28 protein-coding genes and 1 pseudogene are annotated in these 20694 nt (G+C 49.8%); 8 read left to right on the forward strand and 21 right to left on the reverse strand.

Going from position 1 to position 20694, the window contains the following annotated elements:
• Positions 1-67: 67 nt before the first annotated feature.
• Positions 68-1417 carry an MATE family efflux transporter gene (locus tag BBI15_RS08850; protein ID WP_068869230.1) on the forward strand — a complete coding sequence of 450 codons (1350 nt, stop codon included), beginning with the start codon at positions 68-70 and terminating at the stop codon, positions 1415-1417.
• On the opposite strand, the gene BBI15_RS08855 is transcribed toward BBI15_RS08850, so the two are convergent.
• The 16 genes from BBI15_RS08855 to BBI15_RS08930 all read right to left on the reverse strand — a co-directional run bounded on the left by BBI15_RS08855 (position 1411) and on the right by BBI15_RS08930 (position 12895).
• Positions 1411-1650, reverse strand: coding sequence for a hypothetical protein (locus BBI15_RS08855; RefSeq protein ID WP_068869231.1), 240 nt, complete (start codon positions 1648-1650; stop codon positions 1411-1413). The genes BBI15_RS08850 and BBI15_RS08855 overlap by 7 nt on opposite strands.
• Positions 1647-2528 carry a CobW family GTP-binding protein gene (locus tag BBI15_RS08860; protein WP_068869232.1) on the reverse strand — a complete coding sequence of 294 codons (882 nt, stop codon included), beginning with the start codon at positions 2526-2528 and terminating at the stop codon, positions 1647-1649. Before BBI15_RS08860 ends, BBI15_RS08855 begins: the two co-directional genes overlap by 4 nt.
• A 62-nt stretch (positions 2529-2590) precedes the next feature.
• Positions 2591-4120, reverse strand: a complete 1530-nt coding sequence (locus tag BBI15_RS08865; protein WP_068872559.1) for a lmo1851 family serine protease — start codon at positions 4118-4120, stop codon at positions 2591-2593.
• 104 nt (positions 4121-4224) lie between these two features.
• Positions 4225-4929, reverse strand: coding sequence for a purine-nucleoside phosphorylase (gene deoD / locus BBI15_RS08870; protein WP_058380644.1), 705 nt, complete (start codon positions 4927-4929; stop codon positions 4225-4227).
• A gap of 69 nt (positions 4930-4998) precedes the next feature.
• Positions 4999-5214 carry a YozE family protein gene (locus tag BBI15_RS08875; RefSeq protein WP_068869233.1) on the reverse strand — a complete coding sequence of 72 codons (216 nt, stop codon included), beginning with the start codon at positions 5212-5214 and terminating at the stop codon, positions 4999-5001.
• Between the two features lie 52 nt (positions 5215-5266).
• Positions 5267-5692 carry a peptide-methionine (R)-S-oxide reductase MsrB gene (gene msrB, locus BBI15_RS08880; protein ID WP_068869234.1) on the reverse strand — a complete coding sequence of 142 codons (426 nt, stop codon included), beginning with the start codon at positions 5690-5692 and terminating at the stop codon, positions 5267-5269.
• On the reverse strand, positions 5689-6219 hold the full coding sequence (gene msrA, locus BBI15_RS08885; protein ID WP_068869235.1) for a peptide-methionine (S)-S-oxide reductase MsrA: 531 nt from the start codon (positions 6217-6219) through the stop codon (positions 5689-5691). The genes msrB and msrA overlap by 4 nt, the downstream gene beginning before the upstream one ends.
• Before the next feature lie 16 nt (positions 6220-6235).
• The gene (locus BBI15_RS08890) at positions 6236-6811 is read right to left on the reverse strand and encodes a YpmS family protein (protein WP_068869236.1); all 576 of its coding nucleotides are present in this window, start codon (positions 6809-6811) and stop codon (positions 6236-6238) included.
• 11 nt (positions 6812-6822) lie between these two features.
• Positions 6823-7620: a GDSL-type esterase/lipase family protein gene (locus BBI15_RS08895; protein WP_068869237.1), complete on the reverse strand. Its 798-nt coding sequence runs from the start codon at positions 7618-7620 to the stop codon at positions 6823-6825.
• A 29-nt stretch (positions 7621-7649) separates the two neighbouring features.
• Positions 7650-8489 carry a DegV family protein gene (locus tag BBI15_RS08900; RefSeq protein ID WP_068869238.1) on the reverse strand — a complete coding sequence of 280 codons (840 nt, stop codon included), beginning with the start codon at positions 8487-8489 and terminating at the stop codon, positions 7650-7652.
• Between the two features lie 53 nt (positions 8490-8542).
• Positions 8543-9262 carry a lysophospholipid acyltransferase family protein gene (locus BBI15_RS08905; RefSeq protein ID WP_068869239.1) on the reverse strand — a complete coding sequence of 240 codons (720 nt, stop codon included), beginning with the start codon at positions 9260-9262 and terminating at the stop codon, positions 8543-8545.
• The gene (locus BBI15_RS08910; RefSeq protein ID WP_084632806.1) at positions 9255-9752 is read right to left on the reverse strand and encodes a dihydrofolate reductase; all 498 of its coding nucleotides are present in this window, start codon (positions 9750-9752) and stop codon (positions 9255-9257) included. Before BBI15_RS08910 ends, BBI15_RS08905 begins: the two co-directional genes overlap by 8 nt.
• Positions 9753-9771: 19 nt before the next feature.
• The gene (locus BBI15_RS08915; protein WP_068869240.1) at positions 9772-10713 is read right to left on the reverse strand and encodes a thymidylate synthase; all 942 of its coding nucleotides are present in this window, start codon (positions 10711-10713) and stop codon (positions 9772-9774) included.
• Positions 10714-10836: 123 nt separating this feature from the next.
• A complete protein-coding gene (locus tag BBI15_RS08920; RefSeq protein WP_058380634.1) occupies positions 10837-11430 on the reverse strand; it encodes a YpjP family protein in 594 nt (197 codons plus the stop codon).
• A gap of 251 nt (positions 11431-11681) precedes the next feature.
• Entirely contained in the window at positions 11682-12464 is a 783-nt protein-coding gene (locus tag BBI15_RS08925) for a class I SAM-dependent methyltransferase (protein WP_068869241.1), read from the reverse strand.
• On the reverse strand, positions 12461-12895 hold the full coding sequence (locus BBI15_RS08930; protein WP_068869242.1) for a BrxA/BrxB family bacilliredoxin: 435 nt from the start codon (positions 12893-12895) through the stop codon (positions 12461-12463). The genes BBI15_RS08925 and BBI15_RS08930 overlap by 4 nt, the downstream gene beginning before the upstream one ends.
• A 272-nt stretch (positions 12896-13167) precedes the next feature.
• On the opposite strand from BBI15_RS08930, the pseudogene BBI15_RS08935 reads away from it, so the two are divergent.
• The 3 genes and pseudogenes from BBI15_RS08935 to BBI15_RS16270 all read left to right on the forward strand — a co-directional run bounded on the left by BBI15_RS08935 (position 13168) and on the right by BBI15_RS16270 (position 14318).
• A pseudogene (locus BBI15_RS08935) lies at positions 13168-13530 on the forward strand (VOC family protein).
• Between the two features lie 278 nt (positions 13531-13808).
• Entirely contained in the window at positions 13809-14021 is a 213-nt protein-coding gene (locus BBI15_RS16265) for a hypothetical protein (protein WP_084632808.1), read from the forward strand.
• A complete protein-coding gene (locus tag BBI15_RS16270; protein ID WP_084632809.1) occupies positions 14022-14318 on the forward strand; it encodes a potassium channel family protein in 297 nt (98 codons plus the stop codon).
• Positions 14319-14410: 92 nt separating this feature from the next.
• Here BBI15_RS16270 and BBI15_RS08945 read toward each other — a convergent pair whose 3' ends face one another.
• From BBI15_RS08945 to BBI15_RS08960, 4 genes are all read right to left on the reverse strand, one after another.
• The gene (locus BBI15_RS08945; protein ID WP_068869243.1) at positions 14411-14716 is read right to left on the reverse strand and encodes a hypothetical protein; all 306 of its coding nucleotides are present in this window, start codon (positions 14714-14716) and stop codon (positions 14411-14413) included.
• A gap of 69 nt (positions 14717-14785) precedes the next feature.
• A complete protein-coding gene (locus BBI15_RS08950) occupies positions 14786-15916 on the reverse strand; it encodes a conserved virulence factor C family protein (protein WP_068869244.1) in 1131 nt (376 codons plus the stop codon).
• A gap of 20 nt (positions 15917-15936) precedes the next feature.
• Positions 15937-17829, reverse strand: coding sequence for an ABC-F family ATP-binding cassette domain-containing protein (locus tag BBI15_RS08955; protein ID WP_068869245.1), 1893 nt, complete (start codon positions 17827-17829; stop codon positions 15937-15939).
• Positions 17826-18461, reverse strand: a complete 636-nt coding sequence (locus BBI15_RS08960; RefSeq protein WP_068869246.1) for an HD domain-containing protein — start codon at positions 18459-18461, stop codon at positions 17826-17828. Before BBI15_RS08960 ends, BBI15_RS08955 begins: the two co-directional genes overlap by 4 nt.
• Positions 18462-18623: 162 nt before the next feature.
• Here BBI15_RS08960 and BBI15_RS08965 point away from each other — a divergent pair, with 162 nt between their 5' ends.
• A complete protein-coding gene (locus BBI15_RS08965; protein ID WP_058380613.1) occupies positions 18624-18830 on the forward strand; it encodes a cold-shock protein in 207 nt (68 codons plus the stop codon).
• Positions 18831-18944: 114 nt separating this feature from the next.
• Here the strand turns inward: BBI15_RS08965 and BBI15_RS08970 are convergent, their stop codons facing one another.
• On the reverse strand, positions 18945-19142 hold the full coding sequence (locus tag BBI15_RS08970; protein WP_058380612.1) for a zinc-finger domain-containing protein: 198 nt from the start codon (positions 19140-19142) through the stop codon (positions 18945-18947).
• Between the two features lie 141 nt (positions 19143-19283).
• Here BBI15_RS08970 and BBI15_RS08975 point away from each other — a divergent pair, with 141 nt between their 5' ends.
• The 3 genes from BBI15_RS08975 (at position 19284) to BBI15_RS08985 (ending at position 20682) form a co-directional block, all read left to right on the forward strand.
• Positions 19284-19979 (forward strand): queuosine precursor transporter, encoded by a 696-nt coding sequence (locus BBI15_RS08975; protein WP_068869247.1) that lies wholly within the window; start codon positions 19284-19286, stop codon positions 19977-19979.
• Entirely contained in the window at positions 19976-20365 is a 390-nt protein-coding gene (locus BBI15_RS08980) for a ribonuclease HI family protein (protein WP_068869248.1), read from the forward strand. Before BBI15_RS08975 ends, BBI15_RS08980 begins: the two co-directional genes overlap by 4 nt.
• A gap of 104 nt (positions 20366-20469) precedes the next feature.
• Positions 20470-20682 (forward strand): hypothetical protein, encoded by a 213-nt coding sequence (locus BBI15_RS08985; protein WP_068869249.1) that lies wholly within the window; start codon positions 20470-20472, stop codon positions 20680-20682.
• Positions 20683-20694 lie beyond the last annotated feature (12 nt).

The raw sequence follows: 20694 nt of genomic DNA on the forward strand, positions 1-20694 counted from the left end.
ACTTAGCACGGTTTGTGTGATATACTCGTGTTATTTGGTATTGCAAGTGTATTGGGAGGCTGTGCATATGTACGAAACGAGAACGACTCGAGAAAAACTCAAATTGCTAATGAAAATCGTCCTGCCGATTCTCATCACCCAAGTCGCTATGTATATGGTGACTTTTTTCGATATTTACATGACCGCCCGATACGGGACCGAGGATCTGGCCGGCGTGTCGATCGGCTCCTCTTTTTGGGTTCCGGTGTATATCGGACTTGCCGGCATCCTCATGTCCATTACTCCAATTGTAGCACAATTGATGGGGGCCAAGAAAAAAGATGGCGTGAAAGACGCGGTGCAGCAAGGGATTTATTTGGCTGTCTTGCTCGCGGCTGCCGTCTTCGGCTTTTTCTTCTTCGGCATCGGCTGGCTGCTCGGGTTCATGGATCTTGAACCTGCTGTCAACGAGGTCGCGCGACGCTATATATTTGCGATGAGTCTGGGGTTAATCCCGCTCTTCGCCTATAACGCTCTGCGCTCGTATATCGACGCACTCGGTGCCACGCGCGTGACGATGTTCATCACCTTGATGTCGGCGCCGATCAATGTATTCTTCAACTACTTGTTGATTTTCGGCAACTTCGGTTTTCCTGAACTGGGCGGGCCGGGAGCCGGGATGGCATCGGCGATCACCTATTGGCTCGTGCTTGCGATTGCCGCATTCATCATCCATACGAACGAACCGTTCAAGTCATTTGGGATTTTCCGCAAGTGGGCCCGCCCTTCCTTGGCGCGTTGGAAAGAAATCACGGGGATCGGCGTGCCGATCGGCATTTCGATCTTCGCCGAAACGAGCATCTTTTCCGCGGTTACCTTCATGATGTCGGTATACGGGACGATCACCATCGCCGCCCACCAGATCGCCTTGAACTTCGCATCGCTGCTTTATATGCTGCCGCTCAGCATATCGATGGGCGCGACGATACTGGTAGGATTCGAAGTCGGGGCAAAACGCGCGTCCCATGCCAAGCAATACAGCTGGCTCGGGGTCGGGGCGGCGGTGACGCTCAGCGTCATCTCTTCCGCTATCCTTTATTTCCTGCGCGAACCGATCGCCCAGTTATATTCATCCGATCCCGCCGTTATCGGGCTCGCTGTCCAGTTCTTGATCTTCGCTGCTCTTTTCCAAGTGTCGGACGCTGTCCAAGCTCCGGTGCAAGGGGCGCTGCGCGGCTATAAGGATGTCAATATCACGTTCATCATGGCACTCATTTCCTATTGGGTCATCGGATTGCCTTCAGGCTATCTGTTCGCTACATTCACCGATCTTGGCGCATTCGGCTATTGGGTCGGCCTGATCGCCGGACTCACGGCAGGAGCCATCACCTTATCGATCCGCCTGTTGTTCATCCAAAAAAAACTTGCCGCTCAGTGAGCGGCAAGTTTTTTGTATAATTGGATCAATTGTGTTTTTTCCTCATCCGTAAGCGCTGACTCACCGATCCGCCCAATTGCCAACTCCAGTTTTTCCTCCACCGGCCGGCGCACGCGCGGATGGGTCAACTCGTCATTCAGTTCCACGCGTATGCTATTTTCCAATTCGTCTTGCGTCGTAAGACGCTGGACCCCTTGCCGGTCCGGCCATAATCGTTTATATGCTTCAATCATGGCATCTTCAGCTCCTCGAGGTTTTCGCCGATCAGCACGATCTGGTTGCGCAATTTCATGTATTCAGGCAGCCATTGCACCATGCCGTAAGCGTATTGGAACGAATGCGGATAGCTATGGCCGGAAAGCGTAAGATAGCCTTTGATGCGGTAAACCGTATCCGGCAACTTGCGCAGCCATTCCTCGAACGCCTCCCGCTCAACGGGCTCATCGAATGACACGATCTTCGTCTGCAGATTCAATTTTGACACCGGTGCCTGTTCGACAGCACCGCGCTGTGAGGGGTTCACGGATTCAAGCAATTTCAAAGGCACTTTAGCATGCACCGTCTGGACAATGCGCGCCGTTGGATTGATTTGCTGGATCTCGAAAATCGCCTGGCTTTGTTCCGATTCGCTCAGCAAATCCGTTTTGTTCGTCAGTAGTAAATCGGCGTGGCGGATCTGCTCGATGAACAACGAGCGGATTTGTGGAGACAATTGCTGGCGCTCTAAAAAGCGTTTACTGTCCGCCACGGTGACAATGCCGCGGAAGTTCAAGCGCTCTGCGAATAAAGGCGAGAATATCGCGTCGAGCGCTTCAACGGGATGTGCCGCTCCCGTCGTTTCGATCAGCAACACATCGAATTCCGATTCTGCAAGCAAGGACTGGATCTGCGCTTCCGATTTCTCCGAGCCGCTGCAGCAAATGCAGCCATCCAAAATCTCTTTAAGCGGCACCCCGTCCCCCACTTCTTCCGAATCGAAATTCATCGATCCGAGTTCGTTCATGAACACCGCCGGCTTCAAGCCCTTTTCTTTGAATTCCATGATCATCTTCTTCAGCAAGGTCGTTTTCCCGCTCCCGAGAAACCCACTGAACAAATATACATCTACCATCAACTCACCCTTTCTTCCATATGCAAGAAAAGGCCCGCCGGAAGCGGGCCTTTTCCACTAGCTTATTCTTCTGTACCGGCTTCTTCCTCAGCCGCCTCTTCAGCCGTCAAGCCAGCCTGTTCCATCAAGATCTTGGTGGCTTCCTGGAGCTGCGGGTCTTCCGTATTGATCTTTTCACGCAATTGGTCCATGACCGCATACGTCGTGTCTTCGGTCAATACACCGTCCGCATCCAGGTCGTTCGCTTCCTGGAATTCAGTTACGGCCTGCTCCATCTCTTCTTCGAACACGCCGTCGATTTCGCCGACTTCATAACCAAGTGCATCGAGCATTTTCTCTGCCGTCTGCACTTGTTCGGAAATGCTGCCATCTTTCAATTCGACTGACGGGTCAAGGAACGGCAAGGACGCATATTCCGGATACGGAACCACTTCATCCGGCTCGATGCCTTCTTCGTGGATCCAATTGCCATCTGGCGTCAACCATTTAGCGGTCGTAAACTTCAGGTTCGAACCATCCGACAGGTCATTCGCCGTTTGGACGGTCCCTTTGCCGAAAGTTTTCTCTCCGACCAAAGTAACATCCGCGGATTCGCTCATCGCTCCTGCCAAAATCTCAGAAGCCGAAGCGCTGCCCCCATCGATCAATAAGGTGACCGGGATATCCAACTTGTCCCCGCCTGTAGCCAAATACACTTCCGGCTCTTCGCCTTTTGCCTGCACTTCGAACATTTCTTTGCCCTCTTCAATGAAAAGGTTGGAAATATCGAGCGCTGTATTCAACAAGCCGCCTGGATTCTGTCGGACATCCAGCACTGCCGCTTCCATGCCTTGTTCTTCCATCTCGGCAATGGCTTCCTGCAGTTCGCTGTACGTATTTTCAGAGAAGCTTGTAATGTTGATATGGGCGACCTGGTCATTGACCATTTCCGCATACACCGTTTCAATCGGGATCTCGTCACGGACGATCGTGATTTCGATCGGGTCTGCATTTTCTCCACGTTGGATTGTCAAGGTCACTTCCGTCCCTTTTTCCCCGCGGATCAACATGACCGCTTCGGTCGTGGAATACCCTTGTATGCTCTCGCCATCAACCTCCAGTATTTGGTCATTCGGCAAGACGCCCGCTTTTTCAGCCGGCGAATTCTTGATCGGCGACACAACTGTCACATAACCGTTGCGTTCCTGGACTTCCGCCCCGATGCCTTCGAAACTGGAAGAAATGCCTTCCATGAATTGGGCAGCTTCTTTCTCATCCATATAATCGGAATAAGGGTCGCCCAGCGCATCCACCATCCCATTGATGGCGCCGTTGATTAACTTTTCCTGTTCCACTTCCTCGAAATATTCCTGTTCAATTTGGTCATAAGCCGAATATAGTTTCTGGAATTCCTGGCGTTCAGGACTGTTCACTTCCACCGCCTTTTCATCTCCAAAGGTCAATGCGAAAACGGTGATGCCCGCTGTCGCAATAATCAAGGAAAAGACGAGCATGATGAAATAGAAGGTTTTCATTCGAATAAAATGGGCCTTCGGTTCTTCAGCCGCCTGCTCTTCGGGTTGCTGTTCTTCTCCCGGTCGCTTTTCGTCCATTTGGTTCACCACTTTCTTCATTCACCTGACAGCAAGTTTCGAATTCCTCCCGAATGTAAGCGGGGGTTAAAAGAAAAAGACTGCCTCGACAGTCTTTGTTCCTGTTAGTCTTGGATCGCTGCGTCGAGTGCCACAACAATCATGTCATTGAAAGTTGTTTGGCGTTCTTCTGCAGAAGTCACTTCACCCGTCAATAGATGATCGCTGACCGTCAAGATCGACAAAGCTTTACGGCCGAATTTCGCAGCCAGCGTATACAATGCGGAAGACTCCATTTCAAGGCCTAGGATGCCATATTGCGCCCATTTCTCATGCTCTGCGTGCTCGTTGTAGAAAACGTCTTCAGTGAAAACATTCCCGACGCGCAAGTTCAAGCCTTTTTCCTGGCCAGCTGCATATGCTTTTTGCAGAAGATCGAAGTTGGCGATCGGCGCATACGAGATGCCGTTGAAGATGATATCGTTCATTTTTGAATCTGTCGAAGCTGCCTGTGCAAGGATGACGTCGCGAACTTTGACATCTTTGTGGATCGAGCCGCATGTGCCGACACGGATCAATTTTTGCACGTCATACTCTTGCATCAATTCCGTCACATAGATCGAGATGGATGGTACACCCATGCCCGTTCCTTGAACGGAAATGCGTTTGCCTTTGTATGTACCCGTATACCCGAACATATTGCGGACTTCGTTATACAATGTTACGTCTTCTAGGAATGTCTCCGCGATGTACTTTGCGCGAAGCGGGTCTCCCGGAAGCAGGATTGTATCGGCGATATCGCCTTTTTTAGCATTAATGTGGACACTCATCATAAAACCTCACTTTATTTTAGTCGATCTAATCATACTGTTTTTTTTCCCCAAGTGCAATGAAGAGCCTCAACCGGCCTCGTATTCTTCCCATATTCGGTCGAATGTGGAGGCTTGGAGAACGGGATGTGCCTTCTCTTCGATGTATTGCGAGATTTCATGGAAATCCTTGCTCGTTTTCGGGAAGCTGTGATCCAAAAACATCGCTTCGGCAAATCGGGAATACTCATCTTGCACGAGCTTGCCGCGGTATTTCAGTGCGAATTGATAAAACGGGCGCTCCATGAGAGGCTCCTCCTTTCAGCAAAAAGCCCGGACCGGAGTCCAGGCTGCCGTTTTATTCGAATAATTGCAGGTATTCGCCATAGCCTTGCTCTTCCAATTGGTCTTTCGGAACGAAACGCAAGGCTGCGGAGTTGATGCAATAGCGCAAGCCGCCGAGTTCAGATGGCCCGTCCGGGAACAGATGCCCGAGGTGCGAATCGGCAGTTGCAGAACGCACTTCCGTCCGTCTCATCCCATGGCTTGTATCGAAGCTTTCTTTGACTTCTTCGTCTTCGATCGGCTTAGAAAAACTTGGCCATCCGCAATGGGCATCGAATTTGTCTTTCGAGCTGAACAAAGGTTTGCCGGAGACGATATCGACATAGATGCCTTCTTCGAAATGTTGGTCGAATTCGCCTTGAAACGGCGGTTCAGTGCCGTTTTCTTGCGTGACATGGTATTGCATTGGCGTCAATTTCGCTTTCAAATCGTCTTTCATTTCGCTTCCCCCCAGTGATTTTGGATAAATGCCTTACGGCCGGATCCAGTCGCATAACGGTTATAATGAGTTGGGTTTTTCTGGTAATAGTCTTGGTGGTAGGTTTCTGCCGGGTAGAATTCCTTCGCCGGCAAAATATCGGTTGCGATCGGCTTGTCGAATTTGCCCGACCGCTCCAATTGCTGTTTGGATTCCTCAGCCGCGATCCGCTGTTCTTCCGTATGATAATAGATGGCTGTTTTATAGGAATCGCCGCGGTCGAAAAATTGGCCGCCCGCATCGGTCGGGTCAATCTGTGACCAATAAACGTCAAGCAGCCGCTCATAAGGGTATAGCTCGGGCTGGAACGTGATCTCCACAGCTTCCCGGTGGCCTGTCAGGTTTGTGCAGACTTGCTCATAGGTCGGATTCGGCAAATCGCCGCCGGTATAACCGCTTACGACTGCTTCGATTCCTTCAAGTGAATCGAACGGCTGCACCATGCACCAAAAACAGCCGCCGGCAAATGTCGCTTTTTCTGTTTTCATCTTACTCCTCCTCATATTATGGCTGGATCGTTACTAAAAGACGGATGTCGTCGTCTTCAAGATCGAACGATGTTGCGCGTACTGAAACGCCGCCGTTGATGGGAATTTCGGTGAGATTCAACACGACTTCCTCTTCTTTCGGCAGTACTTCCATAAATTCTGGAAGATCCACGGAGTCTCGAAGCAATTTTAACGCTGATTCCGGTGGTATGTCGAGCTGACCGACTTCAACTGAACGCTGTTCCAACAGCAAATTGCCATCCGACAGCACGACCGGGTCGAATGCCAAAAGGATCGGCAAGGTCACGCCGAATACAGTCAATTCGGTAGACAAGCTGACGTTATCGGTGACCGATAAACGCAACGGCATCGGTTGCCCTTCCATCGCATCCGCGATATAGGTATTCGCGATGCCTTCGAAATCGGATTTGGTCGTATTGACGACGACTGTATTGCCTGCAGGCGGCGGCACGCTTTCTGCCTGATAAGCATTAAAATTATCGGATGGTGTCGTGATGAACAGGAAAAATCCGATAGCAGCAATAAGGTTCAACACCAATAGCAAGAAGAATGCAAAGCGCCATTTCTTCATTTTTCCACCCCCTATCCCTGGAAGCTGATTCCGCATTGCCCCATCCTCTCCGATACCCGTTCAGCCATCAAGTCATAGCCTTTGCTGTTCGGGTGAAAGAAATCGGTGTGGTAGACCAAGTTCTCGTTGCCGACGAATAGGTCGCTGACGGGCACGAAACAGGCATGCGGGTCATCTTCCAATGTTTCTTGCATGACTCCGTTATAGGAAGCGATAATTTGGTCGAATTCCTCGACTTCATCCGTCACCAATGAAAATGGGTTGTACAGGCCGACGACGATGAGCGGCGCTGACGGGTTCAATGTACGGATCGATGCATAGATGGTCTCGAAGCGGTTCTGGTAGAGGACAAGTTCTTCGCTGAACGCTTCGATATTAAGTGAAAACAGATCGCGTTTGACGATGCGCATGACGTCGTTTCCGCCGATCGTCATGAAAATATAATCGGAAGCGAGCAGCGGACCGGACAGCTTGCCTTGCTGGAACAACGCCAATAATTGGTCGCTTCTCCTGCCGCGTTTCGCTGTATTCTCAAGGGCGATGCCTTCAACCCCCGGCCATTCCGCCATCTCGATCGCCAAGCGGCCGGCATAACCTCCGCGGTTTTCCGTATCGCCGACGCCTTGCGACAAGGAATCACCAAGGGCCGTGATGATGACCGTTTGCGGAATGAAATTGGGCGGGATCGTATAGGGTGTGAACTCTACCGGCAAACGTGCCGCCGCTTCTTCTTTACCGAAATTGAACGTCGAAGCACATCCCGCAAGCACAATCGATAAAGCGATGACAATATACAGGATGCGTTTCACGTCCGTCTCTCCTCCGTATTTCTTTTAGTTTACTCCGTATAATACATAAAACCGATGGCACCGATTCCGGTATGCGTGGATATGACCGGGGTCGTGAAATCATAACGGATATCGGTGAATCCGGTTTCCTTGATTTTCTCGCGCAGCGGCTCAGCCATTGACTGGCCATTCGCCTGTGCGATGCCGACGCCTTTGACCACTTTGCCTTTGGTGCGTTCGACAAAATCTTTCACCAAATAGTCCACCACTTGCTTATGGCTGCGCATCTTGGCGACAGGGGTATATTCGCCGTCGTCGAGCGAAGCGATCGGCTTGATCTTCAGGAACGAACCGATCATCGCACGGCCTTTGCCGATGCGTCCGCCTTTGACTAGATTATCGAGCGTATCGACCACCACATACAGCTTCGTATTGCGGCGTACCTGGTCTACTCGTGCAACGATTTCCTCCACCGATTTTCCCTCTTTTGCCATTTTCGCGGCTTCAAACACTTGGAACGTCAAGGCGTGGGAAATATAGCGGGAATCGATGACCGTTACATCGGTATCCGTCAATTCCGCTGCTGTGCGCGCCGATTCCACGGTGCCGCTCATGCCCCCTGTCATATGGATGGAAATGATTTGGCTTCCATCCTTGCCGAGTTCATCATACAGCTCTTTAAAGACGCCCGGTGCTGGTTGGGAACTTTTCGGGAATTCATCTGAATTTTTCATCAGGTCAAGAAAAGCTTCGGGTTCCAAATCAACGCGGTCGAGGTAGGTCTTGCCCCCGATCTGGATCGAAAGAGGGACCACGTGAAGCCCGTATGACTCTATTTCTTCTGCTTTCAAGTCTGCAGTCGAATCCGTTACGATATGAATTTTCGACATTCGATCACTTCCATTTCCTCTGCATAAATGATGTGGCACTTCTTGTAAAAATTTCACTGCACCTTAGCCAGCGCTTGCTCGATGCGGCTTTTGACCACTTGCGCCGCTTTTACGCCCGCAATGTCCATCTCTTCCGGGGTGATCGGCTTGAGCACCTGGACAGTCACATGTGCCGGGCAAATACGGTTGTTATTGTTTTCCATAATGCGCGCTGTGCCTTCGATGGCGATCGGCACGACGGGCACTTGCGCTTCTTTTGCGATGCGCATGAAGCCGGCTTTGAATTCCTTAAGCCCCTGACCTTTACTTCTCGTTCCTTCCGGGAAAATCAGGATGGAATGGCCTTCCTGAAGCTTGCCGATGGAATCGGTGATGGACTTGAAAGCGCTGCGCCGGTCGGTCCTGTCAAGAAACACGCAATTCATCTCTTCCATATAAGCTGGGATGATCGGAAACTTCTTCACTTCTTCTTTCGAGATGAAGCCGAACGGTTTCGGGATCGACGACAACAGCACCGGAATATCGAAATTGCCTTCATGGTTGCTGACAAACAGTACCGGCCCTTTTGGCAAATGCCCGAGCCCGCTCACTTCGACTTGGCTGCCGGTGCGTCTCATGATGCCTGTTGCCCATTTCTGGGGCTCACTATGGATCAGCCGGCTGTACTCCTCATGGCTCAAGCCGGCTTTACGCTTTTTAAACTTCGCCAGATTTTTGGCGGCAATCGGCAAATAGCCGAATAGATAGGAAAAGGTTCGGGCAGACTTAAGCACCTGTTTCTCCTCCTGCGTTTCGTTCGTACACTAAATACGAATACGGGATGCCGTCCGATTGATGGCGTTCAGACTCCGATACTAAGGTCCATTCCCTTCCGTATTCAGGGAAAAACGTATCGCCCTGGAATCGTTGATGGATAAGGGTAATGTAAAGCCTGTCCGCAATCGGCAAGGCTTCCCGGAAAATCTGTTCGCCCCCGATGACCATCACTTCTTCGTGCTGCTGTTTTGCCAATTCGATTGCATCGGTCAGGTTGTGGGTGATGTCAGCGCCTTCAGCCGTATACGCCGTATTGCGCGTCACGACAATATTGCGCCGCTTCGGCAGGGGCCGTCCGATCGATTCGAATGTGTTGCGCCCCATCACCATGCCTTTTCCGATGGTATGTTTTTTAAAATACGCTAAATCTTCCGGAATATGCCAGGGCAATTGATTGTCCTTGCCGATCACGTGATCTGGGTCATGCGCCACCATTAATGAAATCATCAGTTCTCCTCCTTGGCCGTTATACTGCAACAGGCGCTTTGATCCGCGGATGCGGGTCATAGCCCTCGATTTGAATGTCTGACATGTCCATGTCGAACATCGATTTGCCTTCTGTTAATTTTAAAGTCGGCAAAGCTTTCGGTTCTCTGCTCAACTGCTCCTGCACTTGCTCCAAATGGTTCACATAAAGATGCGTATCGCCGGTCGTGTGGATGAATTCCCCAGGCTCGAGCCCGCATTCCTGCGCGACGAGGTGCGTCAGCAGCGCATAAGAGGCGATATTGAACGGCACGCCGAGAAAGACGTCTGCGCTTCTCTGGTATAGCTGGCACGATAATTTGCCGTCCGCTACGTAAAACTGGAACATGATGTGGCAAGGCGGAAGCGCCATGTCGTCGATGAATTCCGGATTCCAAGCCGTCACCAAATGGCGGCGGGAGTCCGGATTGTGCTTAATCGATTCGACGACGTTTTTCAACTGGTCGATCTGGCCGCCGTCAGTCGCTGCCCACGATCGCCATTGCTTGCCGTAAACCGGCCCCAAATCACCGTATTTTTTCGCAAACTCGTCATCTGCCAGCACTTTTTCCTGAAATAGCGCCATTTGCTGTTTGTACAGCTCCGCAAATTCCGGATCGCGCTGTGCCCGCCGGCCGAAATCACTCATGTCCGGCCCGTCGTATTCATCGCTTTCGGCCCACTGCGCAAATGCCCACTCATCCCAAATATGGTTATTATCCTTCAATAAGGTCTGGACGTTCGTATCGCCTTTGATGAACCATAAGAGTTCTGAGACAATCAGCCGGAACGCCGTTTTCTTGGTGGTCATGAGCGGAAAGCCCTCCGCCAGGTCAAAACGCATCTGGTGGCCGAATACGCTCAGTGTCCCGGTTCCCGTACGGTCTTCTTTCTTGGCTCCTTGGTCCAAAATATGTTCACACAACGCTAAATATTGTTTCATGCAATTCCCTCCATTATTAGTATCATCATAACAAAAACAACTCGAATAAGAAAAACTTTAAGAATATCACATCTTAAGAAAGAAATGGGCGCATTAAAAAAAACCGTTATGGTGATAACGGTTTCAGGAAAGCCATTTAGGCGGTGTATTTTTTGACCAGTAGATGTCCCCGATGCTGATGTGACGCTGGTACTGATCGCTTGCCAAATGGTAATGGAAATTGAATGAATAGCCTTCAAGCGGTTTTTTCTCGGTCCGGACATGGAAGCGGATTTCATCTTGCCCGCTGTCTTTATCGTAAACGTGGAAAATTTTTTCGGCATGGTCGCCGGATGGTTTTTCGGAAATCGTCAAATTGCGCAATCTGTCTTTGCTGTATCCGGCCAGTTCCGTGTCGATCACGTCCTGGATCGTCGGCAAAATGCGCGTACGGAATTCCGAGTCGATCACCGGGCCGATGCGCGATCCGAATTTTATGTAGGACTGCTCTTCAGCGGCTTGGCGAAAATCGGCAAGAATTGAGTCTGCCGTCACATAATATTCTGCAGGATCGATCCATTCAAGCGTATACTCTTTTGTTTGCCCTTGGCTTGCATGCGTTTTTGGGCCATCCTCTTCATCGAGCAAGGATTCCCAAATCATATGGTTTGGCGTAATGGCTCCTAGCGTCAGAACCGTTACAGCAACCATCAAGGACTTCTGCCACCAACTCTTCACTAAACATCACCCTCAATTTTGAACATTTTGTCAAGATAGTTATAGTAATAAACGATTTTTAAGTGGAAAGGTTTCATCTTGCTCCATTTCATTGTACAATAAAGCGAGTAAGTACGCCTTGTTTTTTTCAAAAAGGAGGAATTTTCATGGACGCGTCATTATTGATTGGATTGGGTCTATTGTTTATGCTTGTGTATTTGACTTCGCTATCCTTTACAGACTAAAAAAATCTCCCGCTTTGGGAGATTTTTTTATTGGGTCTTATTCATTTGTATGACGCCGAAATGGAATTTCGTATTTGGGCGTACGCGCCGCTTGAAGCCGAACGACTCGAAATCAGTCGAGCGGAAATGCGCTTTCAAGACGACGCTTTTCCTTGCGACGCGCTTCGCTTCCTCTACCCACTCTTCCGTCAGTTGGCCGTGATCGGCGTTGTTCCGCAGCGGCGCGAAGTTTGACGCTTCGGCGATCTGTTCCGTGAACATCGGATCCATATAAACGACATCGAAGGAATTATCATTAAGGCCATTCAGATAATCGACGGCATTTTGCGGGATGACTGTGATGCGCCTCATCGAATCGTGCAGCTTCGGCATGTCCTCATAATTTTTCAAGCCTTCACGGATGACATGGGCGATAACCGGGTCGCTTTCACAGCCAACGACTCTTCCTGTGTCCCCAACGACAAGCGAAGCGATGAGCGCATCGCTCGCCATGCCGAGCGTGCAATCGAGAAAAGCGTCGCCCGGCTCGAGTCCTGACACTTCAATAAGCGGATCGTTTCCGAGCGGCCGCTTTGAGCGGAATGCTGCCGAATTGGGATGAAAAAAGAACGGCTCGCTTTGTCCGACTGGATAAAGCTCGAGCCGTTCTTTTTTGCAGACGATGACGTCCGCAGCTAGTTCTTCGTGCAGTTTGTAGATCGGCCGCTTATTGCGCTCGACTGCCTGCAACCCAAGGAGCTGTGCGGTCTCTCGTGCACAGAGCTTGGTCGCATCCGTCGGCCGGTAAGCGGTCGTGACGATCGTCTTCACTGCGCTGCTTCCTCGATCGCTCTTTTCACGGCATCACGTACTTGTTCCATTTCAAAGCCTTCAATTTCTTCGCGCGGGATGAAATGCGCAAGCTGCCCGTCTTTCAATACCGCGATCGAAGGTGACGATGGCGGAACTTCCTCGAAATACTGGCGCATCTGCGCAGTCGCTTCCTTGTCCTGTCCTGCAAATACCGTTACCAAATGGTCTGGCTTCCGCTCAGCCAGTTCAACCGCTTCACGTACCGCTGGTCGCGCAAGCCCTGCGGCGCATCCACAGATCGAGTTGATGATCACGAGGCTCACGCCTTGTGCAGTACTCATATGTTCGTTGACGTCTTCTGCTGTCGTCAGCTCCGTGAATCCGGATTCCGTCAATTCTTTGCGCATTGGGACGACAATGCCTTTCATGTACTCATCGTAAGCGTTCATATATCTCCCTGCTTTCTTTATAATTTCTGGTAGCTTGAATATACTTCTTCCATTAACATTCTAACTTAGTTTTGCTTTAATTTCATTGATTCAGATGCGTTTAATTGCCACTGCTGTTTACAGAATCTCCGAATTGGGATATTATTGCGCACACCGGGACCGTTCAACAGAAGGCTAAGCGAATACTCAGTCTAAAAAGTTAGGAGTTTTCGATATTTGACTAGCATTATCGAAAGTTCTGATAAACTAAAGCTAAAAAGGAAGTGACATGCATGAAGCCAAGAATCTCTGTCATTACGATCGGTGTGGACGATCTCGTGCGATCACTGGAATTTTACCGGAACGGCCTGGGCTTACCGACAGAAGGAATTGTCGGGGAAGAATTCGATAACGGCGCCGTTGCATTTTTCGATCTTCAGCATGGGCTGAAACTCGCCATCTGAAAACGCCAAGATATCGCCCACGAAACGAAAGTAGCGATGGGCCCGCCAAGCCCTACAGAATTCACGCTTGGCCATAACGTCAACAGCAAAGCGGAAGTCGACGCGGTAATGGACCAGGCTGAACAGGCGGGAGCCCTGATAACGGATCCGGCACATGACACGTTTTGGGGCGGCTACTCTGGCCATTTTTAAGACCCGGACGGTCATTTATGGGAAGTCGTCTGGAATCCTGCATGGGGAGAAGTGGATTAATTCCTGTCTTAACTTAAAGGGGGATTAACATGAAATTACGCAATTTCTTTTACGAGGCTTTCCTATTCCTGCTGGTAATCGTATCCGTCGTCATTGCGCTCGTTTCCAATGAACGTTTCACCTTAGTTCATTAGGTCATCTGGGGAATTTTCTTCGTTGATTATTTCATCCGCTTCGTTGCAGCAGAGCGCAAATGGCAGTTCGTTAAATCCCCCCCATTGGAATTGGTCGCCATCATTCCGCTCGATGCGATTTATCAGGCAGCACGCTTTTTCATGTTTTTCCGGATGTTGAAATTATGGGGCATCCTCCCCCGCTTTTTGAAACCTGTGTATGTCGTCTTAAAAACGAATGGCTTGGAAAAATTGCTGATTTTCGCGGTTATTTTGATCTTTCTCGTGCCGATCCCGATGATCCTAATCGAGCCTTAGATCGTTACTTATACTGATGTCATCTGGTGGGCAATTGTGACGATTACGACTGTCGGATATGGCGATATCTACCCCGAGACCGGCGTCGGGCGCTTGTTGGCAGCTATTTTGATGTTTGTCGGAATTGGTATTATCGGAACGTTCACCAGCGCCATTTCTGCCTATTTCGCCTCCCGCAGGCGAGCAATGGAAGAAGACCACGTGCTCGACATCGTCAATTCGATCAAGAAAATCGACAAACTGACTGAAGAAGACCACCAGCTCATTCAAGCTTATCTAAAGAAAAAAATGGAATGATGTACTCTAGAAGCTTATACCGCTATGCAAAAAGAGTCGGCCGCCTGTGAATTCCACAAGCGGACGACTCTTTTTTTATTCTCATTTACTTCTTATTTGTTCTTATACTGCCCATTGATGTAAGACAGCATATCCCCGAAACTATCGTAATGGAACCAGTCATAGCGCATTTTCTGGTCCACTTCGCCTTCGTCATCGATATGGACGGAATTGGCGCTCAGCTGCAGGATTTCCGTGTCTTCCACATCTGTCGGTTCTTCTTCGAAAGCGTGATCGGCGAATTTTTTCTTCACCGACTCATAAAACCTGTCGCGCTCTTCTTCCTGTTCAAATTCCCACGATTCGTATTTGCCGCGGCAAAGCACTTCTATTGAGTACACTTGTTTATTATTCACCATTTTCTCTCCTCCAAGTAAAGCGTCGTATTGCTCTTTACCTCAAGGAAGCAGGCGGGAAACATTCCCCTCTTACTTATTGTCTTTCATCGTCTGGCGGGCTTCGGTCATTTGCTTCCATACCGAACCGCGCGCTTCTTCGCCTTGTTCGATGCGGGCGATCGCCATCTTGATCTGGAGCTTCACTTCGAACTCAGGGTCATTTTCCGCTTCCTTAAGTGCCGGAAGCGCTCGTTCTGTCCCGGTTTCATACAAGAACATCGCGGCACGCCAGCGCACGAGCTTGTTCTTGTCTTTCAAGGTTTCGATCATGATCGGCTCGAACGCTTCGAAGCCAAGGTCGCTGATGGTGTCACCAGCTGTGCGGCGGACCGCCCATGACTTGTCTCTCATCGCCTGTTCTGCATACGGTACGACTGCTTCGTCGTCGATATCGCCAAGATAGATGGCTGCTTGGCGGCGGATCGACATTTTGTCGTCTTCCAATGCCTTGCCTAACAGCGGCAAATCTTCAAGATCCGCTTCAACCAATTGGCCGAGCAATTGGAAGCGTGTCTCCCAATCCGGTGCGTCGAATTCTTCCAGCGACACTCTGCGTTTGTTGATTTTGCCAGCCGATTCATTCGATTCGGTTTTGCTTGTCAAAGACACCAAACGGTCATCGGGGTAAGCCGCTTCGATTTCTTCGACGATGCTTTTGCCGATTTCTTCTTTTTCGCCGTAGCGGACGCCGTAATCTGCCCATTTACGCTGGAAAATGAAGTTTTCATCGGTTGGATCCATGACTTTGTTCATCGCCTGCACAAACCGTTCCGGCATCGCAAAGCGCTCTTCCGATTGTGAATCGAACACTTTTAATTGCAGCGGAATGCCTTTGAATTCCTGGACATGGACATACACTTCGCCGAAATGCTCATCGATCTCGAGTTCTTCTTCGGAGCCATTGCCTTCGCCGAAGACTTTACGCACATCCGCAAGAATGCCTTCCCAGTCGGATTTCGCATTGCGTTCGACTGCGAGGAAATCTGCCACATGGTAGACGCCTTTGACGCCATCGATTTCTAAGATTTGCTGCACTTCTTTCGGCGCGCCTTCTGTTTGGTCTTTCTTGTAATTATGGCTTTTCCCGAACGGCAATTCCTGATCGATGATCACTTTCATCGTATTCGGGCTTGGTGTCGGTTCAATAGCTACTATTTTCAAGATAATCCCTCCTGTGTAAATTACGCTTCTGCCAGTTCCTGCAGATAGCTCCACCGTTCGATCAATTCATCGTACTGGGCGGTGTAGGCATCGATTTGGTTGGTCAATTCCTGCAATTTATCAAAGTCAGACCCAGCTTTGGACATTTCTGCCTCGGTCTGTTCGATCTTCTCTTCCACTTCCGCGATTTTGTCGAGTATGCCGTCATATTCCTTTTTCTCGAGGAAACTCATCTTTTTCTTTTTTTCCGGTGCCTGCGGTGCAGGTTCAACAGCCGGTGCTTCATTTGCCACAGTAACAGCTTGCGGCTCAACTACCGGCTTCTTTTCTTTCAGCCAGTCCGTATAGAGTCCTTGGTACTCGTCGACAGTGCCGCTGCCAAGCGTCCATAGCTTTTTCGCAATTCGGTCAAGGAAAAAGCGGTCATGGGAAATGGTCAAGACGACGCCTGGGAAATTCTCCAAAAAGTCCTCTAAAACAGATAAAGTCTGGATATCCAAATCATTTGTCGGCTCATCGAGCAATAAGATATTCGGTTTTTCCATCAATAATTTCAGTAAGTACAAGCGCTTGCGCTCGCCTCCTGACAATTTGCCGATCAAAGTACCGTGTGCATTCGACGGGAACAGGAATCGTTCAAGCATTTGTGTCGCGGACAAGCGTACGCCTTTTTCCGCTTCAAAATCGCTCGACACTTCCTGGATGTACTCGATCATGCGCTGGGATTCGTCCATTTCCGGCAAACGCTGCGTGAAATGGGCAATCTTGACGGTACTTCCGTAGTCCAACGTGCCGCTTGTCGCTTCCAAGTCGCCAGCGATCAATTTCATAAGTGTCGATTTCCCTGCGCCATTCGGGCCGACGATGCCAATGCGGTCGCCGCCTTGCAAGAGGAAGTCAAACGAATGGAAAATTTCATGGTCGCCGTATGAAACGCCCAAGTTTTCCCCTTCAATAATCTTCTTGCCGAGTCGCTGGCTCTGCATTGATAATTCAAGGCTCGTATTATCGGACGTTGATTGCAGATCTTCCGACAATTGGTCAAAACGCTGGATGCGTGCTTTTTGTTTCGTGCTGCGGGCTTTCGCGCCGCGGCGGATCCATTTTAGCTCCGAGCGGAAACGGTTGTGCATCTTTTGTTTCGTCGCTTCGGCCATTTCTTCTCTAACAGCTTTCGCTTCTAGGTAATCGCCATAGTTTCCTTTATGCGTATACATCGTCTGATCCGCCAATTCAAAGATATGCGTCGAGACAGCATCGAGGAAGTAGCGGTCATGCGTCACGAACAGCATGGCGCTGTTCATGCGCAGAAGCGTTTCCTGCAGCCATTCAGTAGAGCCTGCGTCCAAATGGTTGGTCGGCTCATCCAAAAGGATCAAGTCGGCCGGTTCAATCAAGGCTTTCGCGAGTGCTACTCGTTTGCGCTGGCCCCCAGACAATTCGCTGATCTGCTGGTCGTACATATCGATGCCAAGTTTGGTCAAGGCCGTTTTCGCCAAGGCGTTGATGTCCCAAGCGTTTTCGCGTTCCATGCCTTCCTGGATTTTCATCAATTCTTCCTGCAATTGTTCGGATCCCGAATCGGCGATCATGTTTTGCAGCGCTTTTTCATAGGAGCGGTTGAGTGCGAGCAGCGGCGAGTCGCCGGAGAAGACAGTCTCAAGGACGGTCAACGATTCATCGAACTCAGGCTCCTGCATCAAATAGGTAATCCGGTATTTTTTCGGATGGTCCATTTCCATCGTGTCGGATTCGAGATCTCCTGCCAGGATCGACAAAAGAGTCGACTTGCCGGTGCCGTTGACGCCAATCAAGCCTGCGCGCTCTCCCGGGTACAGCGAGAATTCGACATTGGTGAAAAGGGTTTTGACCCCCACTGTTTTGCTTAAGTTTGTTATGTGTAAATGGCTCATTTTTTCCCATCCGTTTCGTTTTGTAGTTGCTCTAGAAAGGATAGCATAAATCGGTGGCGTTCTTCAGCCATTTGCTTTCCGCTATCCGTCACCATGCGCTCTTTCAACAACAAAAGCTTTTCGTAAAAATGCGTTACGGTGCTCGTATCGCCGTTCCGGTATTCGCTTTCAGTCATCGCTGTGCGTGCTTGTTCATCCCGGTCATATAATTTACGGCCTTTTGCGCCGCCGTAGGCAAAGGCGCGGGCGATGCCGATGGCGCCAATGGCATCGAGCCGGTCAGCATCCCGGACGATTCTGCCTTCGATTGATTGCGGCTCCTCGTTCGTCCCGCCTTTAAAGGAAACGGTCCTGATGATTGAGCGGATGTCACTGCGCTCTTTGTCTGAGAGCTCGAGCTGCAAGAGGATTTCTTGTTCCGGGTCTTCCCCTGCTTTTTTGTATTTCGGATCGGAGACGTCATGCAACAGCACGGCAAGCTCGATCAGCGCCAGATCGCCGCCTTCCGCCTGTGCAATATGGCGGGCATTTTCCAGCACGCGCTCGATGTGCTGCCAGTCGTGGCTCGCGTCAAACTGTTCATAGATGCTTTTTACTCTCATGCGGCAGTCCGCAATTACTTGAGGATTCATGGATTCTCTCCTTTAAGGTGTCCTGACTCCATTATAACGCGAAACGGGCTGAAACGGCGCCCCATCGCTGTATTGACCTTGTATGCACCATCATGTATAGTTAAGCCATCCATTGGCTCTATGGCTGAGGGGTTGACAATCTGAATATTAGGGGGAAGGTCCATGCACCACGGAATTGTGAAATGGTTCAATTCAGAAAAAGGCTATGGCTTTATCGAATGTGACAACGGTGATGATGTTTTTGTCCATTTTACCGGCATCCAAGGTGATGGTTTCCGATCGCTGCAAGAAGGCGCAGCTGTCTCGTTCGATATTATCGACGGCAATCGCGGACCGCAAGCAGCAAACGTCGTGCAGGACCAACCATAACAATAGAAACTGCAAAAGACCCAGGAATTTTTCCTGGGTCTTCTTTTTATTCAGGCAAATCCGTGCATACTGGATTGCTATGCTAATGAAAACACCCTGCAACTGCTCGAGGATTTACTTACCGCCCGTGCCAATTTTATTTAATTCCTGCCCCAAAAACTGCAATTGGGTGCCGACTGTGCATTCGCTGATGCAAAAGCGGTGCGCCGCCGTTTTTCCTTCGTCCTTGCGGAGTTGGGCTTTGACAAAGCAGCCTTCACAATACGTATTGAGCATTTCATCGATTTCGTTGATGATGGATACTTTTTTCATTCGGGTCCCTCCGCAAAATGTCATTCTATTATTCTACTATGAATTTGTTTTTTTCTGCAACAATCGGTATACTGGCTTGGGACATTTTCGTCCTTAGCGGTTCGAAACTTCCCGCTCTACCAAAACTAAGGAGGAAGCAGTTTGTTTAATGAATTTTTAGGGCTAGGCTTCGCCCTGTTCAATTTTGTGTTATTGCTCATCATGTATAAAGTGTTCGGCAAGACCGGGCTGTTCGCCTGGGTCGCGTTCGCCACCATCCTGGCGAATATTCAAGTGACAAAGACGATTGAGATCATCGGTTTGACCGCAACGCTCGGCAATAGCTTGTACGCCTCGACTTTTCTCGCAACCGATATTCTCAATGAAAAATACGGCAGAAAAGAAGCGAAGAAAGCAGTATGGCTCGGCTTTTCCTCACTTTTGATCATGGTCGTGACGATGCAGTTCGGCCTTCAATTCATTCCGGCGGACAGTGATTTTGCGCACGAAGCACTCGAGACAGTCTTCGGATTGGTGCCGCAAATCGCCATTGCCAGCATGATCGCTTACTTGCTCGCGCAGCATATCGACGTCATCGTCTTTTCGGCTTTGCGAAAAATCTTTCCGAAAGACAGCCAGTTCTGGATTCGCAATAATGGCTCGACTTTGCTTAGTCAATTGATCGATACCTTGATCTTCACATCGATCGCTTTTTTCGGCGTCTTTCCGTTCGATGTCTGGATCCAGGTCTTTATTTCAACGTATGTATTGAAATTCATCGTGTCGGTGCTGGATACGCCGTTCGGCTATATCGCGAAGAAAATTCGGCCGCTCGATGAACAGGAGGCCGTGCGATGATCGAATTGTTCGTGGACGCATCGACTGCTGGCGGTGTCAACGTCAGCGCAGTCGGCGTATTTTTAAGAGGCGAAGGGCATTCCATCAAATGGAGTGAATACGTCGGCGAAATGGATAATCACCAGGCCGAATTCACGGCGCTATTAAAAGGGCTGGAGCTCGCTCGTCCGCTCGCGACCGGCATGGTGTCCATCAAATCGGACTCAAAACTCGTCGTTGACGCCTTCGAAAAACGCTTTGTGAAAAATCCGGTCTACAAAAAATTGCTGGACGAGTCCTTGTCGATTGCGGACGAATTCGATTATTGCTTCATCAAATGGATCCCCGATTCCCAGAACAAGGCGGCTCACACACTTGCTAACGACAAACTAAAAGAGCATAAATAAAGAAAGCAGCCGTTCAACTTTGAGCGGCTGCTTTTTGCTTTGGGCATGCCAGGTACATGCGATTCTGATATGATGGTGACATACTGATTTACTGGAGGCTATTTATGAGATCGAAACTAGGAACCGCACTCGATATTTTCATCATCCTGATCGGCCCATTCATCATCTATGCACGCATCGTAGACATCATGCAAAACGGCGTATCGCTCTATCCCTTATTATCGGTGATCATCGTCGGGCTTGCACTCGCTTTCGCCGTCTACAATTTGATCCAGCTATTGAAAGAACGGCAAAATAGCACTCCGCGCAAAAAATAGCAGAAATGAGGA

The organism is Planococcus plakortidis, assembly GCF_001687605.2.
Lineage (GTDB): Bacteria > Bacillota > Bacilli > Bacillales_A > Planococcaceae > Planococcus > Planococcus plakortidis.

Coding starts and splice junctions, on each gene's coding strand:
- BBI15_RS08970 (WP_058380612.1), bottom strand. CDS start 19,142: ATGAAAAAAGTATCCATCATCAACGAAATCGATGAAATGCTCAATACG.
- BBI15_RS08915 (WP_068869240.1), bottom strand. CDS start 10,713: ATGAAACAATATTTAGCGTTGTGTGAACATATTTTGGACCAAGGAGCC.
- BBI15_RS08865 (WP_068872559.1), bottom strand. CDS start 4,120: ATGGACGAAAAGCGACCGGGAGAAGAACAGCAACCCGAAGAGCAGGCG.
- BBI15_RS08910 (WP_084632806.1), bottom strand. CDS start 9,752: ATGATTTCATTAATGGTGGCGCATGACCCAGATCACGTGATCGGCAAG.
- BBI15_RS08850 (WP_068869230.1), top strand. CDS start 68: ATGTACGAAACGAGAACGACTCGAGAAAAACTCAAATTGCTAATGAAA.
- BBI15_RS08980 (WP_068869248.1), top strand. CDS start 19,976: ATGATCGAATTGTTCGTGGACGCATCGACTGCTGGCGGTGTCAACGTC.
- BBI15_RS08985 (WP_068869249.1), top strand. CDS start 20,470: ATGAGATCGAAACTAGGAACCGCACTCGATATTTTCATCATCCTGATC.
- BBI15_RS08955 (WP_068869245.1), bottom strand. CDS start 17,829: ATGAGCCATTTACACATAACAAACTTAAGCAAAACAGTGGGGGTCAAA.
- BBI15_RS08860 (WP_068869232.1), bottom strand. CDS start 2,528: ATGGTAGATGTATATTTGTTCAGTGGGTTTCTCGGGAGCGGGAAAACG.
- BBI15_RS08875 (WP_068869233.1), bottom strand. CDS start 5,214: ATGGAGCGCCCGTTTTATCAATTCGCACTGAAATACCGCGGCAAGCTC.
- BBI15_RS08960 (WP_068869246.1), bottom strand. CDS start 18,461: ATGAATCCTCAAGTAATTGCGGACTGCCGCATGAGAGTAAAAAGCATC.
- msrA (WP_068869235.1), bottom strand. CDS start 6,219: ATGAAAACAGAAAAAGCGACATTTGCCGGCGGCTGTTTTTGGTGCATG.
- BBI15_RS08930 (WP_068869242.1), bottom strand. CDS start 12,895: ATGAACGCTTACGATGAGTACATGAAAGGCATTGTCGTCCCAATGCGC.
- deoD (WP_058380644.1), bottom strand. CDS start 4,929: ATGAGTGTCCACATTAATGCTAAAAAAGGCGATATCGCCGATACAATC.
- BBI15_RS08945 (WP_068869243.1), bottom strand. CDS start 14,716: ATGGTGAATAATAAACAAGTGTACTCAATAGAAGTGCTTTGCCGCGGC.
- BBI15_RS08900 (WP_068869238.1), bottom strand. CDS start 8,489: ATGTCGAAAATTCATATCGTAACGGATTCGACTGCAGACTTGAAAGCA.
- BBI15_RS08965 (WP_058380613.1), top strand. CDS start 18,624: ATGCACCACGGAATTGTGAAATGGTTCAATTCAGAAAAAGGCTATGGC.
- BBI15_RS08890 (WP_068869236.1), bottom strand. CDS start 6,811: ATGAAGAAATGGCGCTTTGCATTCTTCTTGCTATTGGTGTTGAACCTT.
- msrB (WP_068869234.1), bottom strand. CDS start 5,692: ATGAAAGACGATTTGAAAGCGAAATTGACGCCAATGCAATACCATGTC.
- BBI15_RS08855 (WP_068869231.1), bottom strand. CDS start 1,650: ATGATTGAAGCATATAAACGATTATGGCCGGACCGGCAAGGGGTCCAG.